Source organism: Ferruginibacter sp. (genome assembly GCF_031430955.1).
Taxonomy (GTDB): domain Bacteria; phylum Bacteroidota; class Bacteroidia; order Chitinophagales; family Chitinophagaceae; genus Ferruginibacter.
In genome coordinates this window covers 1-3,653 of record NZ_JANPCM010000737.1, presented here as the reverse complement: position 1 = coordinate 3,653, position 3,653 = coordinate 1, and the positions used below count along the sequence as shown (strand labels likewise).

Genomic DNA, 3,653 nt, shown 5'->3' with positions numbered 1-3,653 from the left:
TTTTGCATGATGCAAAAAATGCAACCAGTGTTGTTAAGAAGAAAATTTGTTTTAGTATATTTTTCATTTTAAAAATTTTAGCAGTTAAAAATTAATAACCGGCATTTTGTGTTAAGTTAGGATTAGTTGTTCTGTTGGTAGTTGGTACCGGATAAATATTATACTTAGTGTCAACCCCTGTACCTGATGCTACACCACCTTTCCATGGCCAAACATAAGTAGAGGTGGTTAATAAACCATAACGTATTAAATCGGTACGGCGGTGGCCTTCCCAATATAATTCTCTTCCTCTTTCGTTTAATATATTTTGTAAACCTGTTGCTGCAGGTGTAAGGTCGGCAGCACTAAAAGCAGTTGCACCAGCCCTTACTCTTATAAGGTTTAAGTAGGTTAATGCTGTTGCAGCATCTCCACCTGTACCACCACGTAAAACTGCTTCGGCATAAATCAAATACATTTCAGATAAACGAAAAACAGGAAAGTCAACATCAGAAAATTCTTTTCTTGAATCCGAAACCGGGCCGCCATCGGCACGGATATTTTTGTATTTGTTTACATGCATCCCCTGATCGAAATTACTGATGTCGCTAATAGCAATTTGTGATGGACTGGTATTGTATTTTGATGTGGTAAACATGGCACGTTTATCGGTATTACCACTTAAATCTGTAAATAAATCGGCAAGGCCTTTTGTAGTTCGGTAACCATACCAACCTCCTCCAACACCATAATCGGCTGCGTCGTCCCCAGCTGCACAGTGTACAAAAAATGTAGTGTTGCCATAAGCCTGTGTACGCAAACCATCGCAATTAATGGCAAACATAAATTCATCTTTGGCTTTATCATTGTCTGCCATAAAAACTTTACGGTAATCAGGATATAAAGAGTAGCCACCGCCAATTACTTTTTTAGCATAAGTAATTGCTTCGGAGTATTTAGCTGTACCTGTGTAAACCTGTGCATTTAAATATAACCTGGCCAATAAAGCCCATGCTGCACCCTGGTCTACCCTGCCATATTCAATGGTTTTTACATTCGCTAATTGTGTTTCAACCGCTTTTAGTTCTGTTTCAATATAGCTAAATAATTCTGTACGGCTTTTTTCTCCTGGCTGAAAAGTACCAATTAAATCAGCCTCTGTAATAAAGGTAGATTTACCAAACAAATCCAGCATTACCCAGTAATTGAAAGCACGTAAAAACTTTGCTTCGGCATTCGACTTTTTAATTTCAGCAGCGTCTGCACCACTAATGTTACGCTCTGCAAGCTTTGCATCAGTAGATTCCCTGATATACTCATTTATCAGCGTAATGTTATAAATACATCTTGCGTATATCCCCTTTAAAAAAGGATCGTCAGCCGTCCATTTAAGGTTATGAAAATCTTTAATGGTTTGATCATTCCATGCAACCACTGCTTCATCGGTAGGCAGTTCCTGGCAGTTAAATAACATGCGGATAAAGGCAACTTGAGAACCTTCATCTAATCCTCCGCCAATATCGGGGTTACCCGCCGGACCGGAATTACCAGTTATAGAAAGTGTTCCATAAATTTTTGCCAATACACTTTTGTAACCCGCTGCTGTGGCATAAGCCTTTTCTGGAGTTAAATCATTAACCGGAAACAAATCCAGCTTTTTAGCACAAGAAGTTATTACAATAGCAATAACCGCTGACAGCATGATTTTATTTACAAATTTATTTTTCATATCATTCGTAGTTTATAAAATTAAAAATCGAGGCTTGCCCCTAATGAAAAAATACGTGGCCGTGGGTATATCGTATAATCCGTACCGCTACTGTTGGCATTCTCAGGATCTAAGCCAGAATAATTGGTGATGGTAAATACATTTTGCACACTACCATTTAACCTGAGCGATGCTTTATTTTTTAATACTTTACCAAGATTATACCCAAGGTTAATATTGTCTAATCTAAAAAAGGAGGCGTTTTCAATGTAATAGTCAGACAAATACTCGTTGGTGGTAGTACCACTGAAACGGGTATTGTAAAAATCCGGCACACCGTTTTGAATAAAGTTGATTGGATTTTTTAAAGCTCTTAAAACACCATTGTTGGAATTTAACTGGTTGTATAAATAGTTGCCGATTGCGCCGTGAGCGGCTAAACCAACATTCCATTTTTTATAACTTACCTGCGTATTTAAGCCAAATAAAATATCGGCAGCTGGCTTTTTATACAAATACCTGTCGGCACTGGTTATTTGCCCGTCTCTGTTTAAATCTTCAAACAGGTTTTCAATTGGTTTGCCGGTAGTTTTATCATACACCTGCTTGTACACATAAAATACATAAGGGGAGTAACCTACTTTAAATTTACCAATCGTGTTGGTTAAACCGCCTCCAATACCACTTACATCAATACCCTGAAAATTAGCATCCTGCTGTTTTAAAAGGTTGGTAATTTCAGATTGATTATAAGTTACGTTAAAACCAAAATTCCACGTAAGGTTTTTAGTTGCTATAGGAATAGTGTTGAGCGTAAATTCCACACCCTTGTTCTCCATATTACCAACATTGGTAAACAATTCAATATTAAAATTTGAACCCGGTGCAATAGGTACCACACTTAATAAGTCTTCCGTTTTTTTATGGTAAATATCTATTGAACCAGAAATGCGGTTGTTACTAAACCCAAAATCTAAACCCAAATTTGTAGTGGTAGTGGTTTCCCATTTTCTATTTAGGTCATACGCCGATGGACGCAAAAAACTATAAAAAGTATTGCCAAATTGATATTGGGCTGCTAGGTTACTTTGAGAATAATAAGGCAAATATGAATAATAATCATTAGCACCAAAATCTTGCTGCCCGGTTACCCCCCAGCTACCTCTTAATTTTAAATCGCTTACCAGGTTACTGTTCTTAAAAAATTCATCTTTCATTTTCCATGCTAATGCCACAGCAGGAAAATAACCCACCCTGTTATCTTTTGCAAATTTAGAACTGGCATCCCTGCGCAAAGAAGCGGTTAATAAATATTTGTTGGCTAAAGTAAAGTTTACTCTTCCAAGGTAAGACTCCATTCTGTATTGCGGCTTATCGGTTAAAAAAGTAGGTACGCTGCCAGCAATAGTGTCTTTTCTTGCCGGGTTTGCAGGATCTGCAATAGCCCTGTAACTAAACGAAGCAAAGTTTTTTACATTGGTATAAAAATCCTGGTAGCTATGGCCAACCAGCACATCTATTTTACTATTAATACTTTTTATTTCTTTGGCATAAAACAATTGCACATCTGCAAGGGTGTTTCTTTTTTGCTGCTCATAATAACTTTTTCTGCCGCCTGTTTTATAATTGGTTGCAGATGCAGAGTCTATGTTATCGTTACCCTTTCCCGAAGCATTATCCATACCCAAGTTAAGCAGCAAATGTAAATCGGGTAAGAAGTGCATTTTATAATCTAGCTGTATATTACCGATAACACGGTTTACAGTTGAAGTATTATCTCTCTGCTCTAACAAACCTAATGGGTTTCTTGTACTCAACTCAACAGGATTGCCCCCTTGCAACCATTCCCAATAGCCACCATTTTTACCCGTAGCATTATTAACTGGTTGTGTAGGATCAAATGTAACTGCCGCACCAATGGCACCTTCATTAGCAAATACATTATTTGTGCGGCTATATTTAAAAG

Annotated in this window: 2 protein-coding genes; both read right to left on the bottom strand. The window is 37.4% G+C overall.

Annotation, left to right across the window (positions count from 1 at the left end; genetic code table 11):
- Window positions 1–91: 91 nt before the first annotated feature.
- Window positions 92–1,708 carry a RagB/SusD family nutrient uptake outer membrane protein gene (locus ACY65O_RS21115; protein ID WP_462222839.1) on the bottom strand — a complete coding sequence of 539 codons (1,617 nt, stop codon included), beginning with the start codon at window positions 1,706–1,708 and terminating at the stop codon, window positions 92–94.
- Window positions 1,709–1,728: 20 nt separating this feature from the next.
- On the bottom strand, window positions 1,729–3,653 hold a 1,925-nt coding region (locus tag ACY65O_RS21110; protein ID WP_462222838.1), incomplete at its 5' end, for a TonB-dependent receptor domain-containing protein.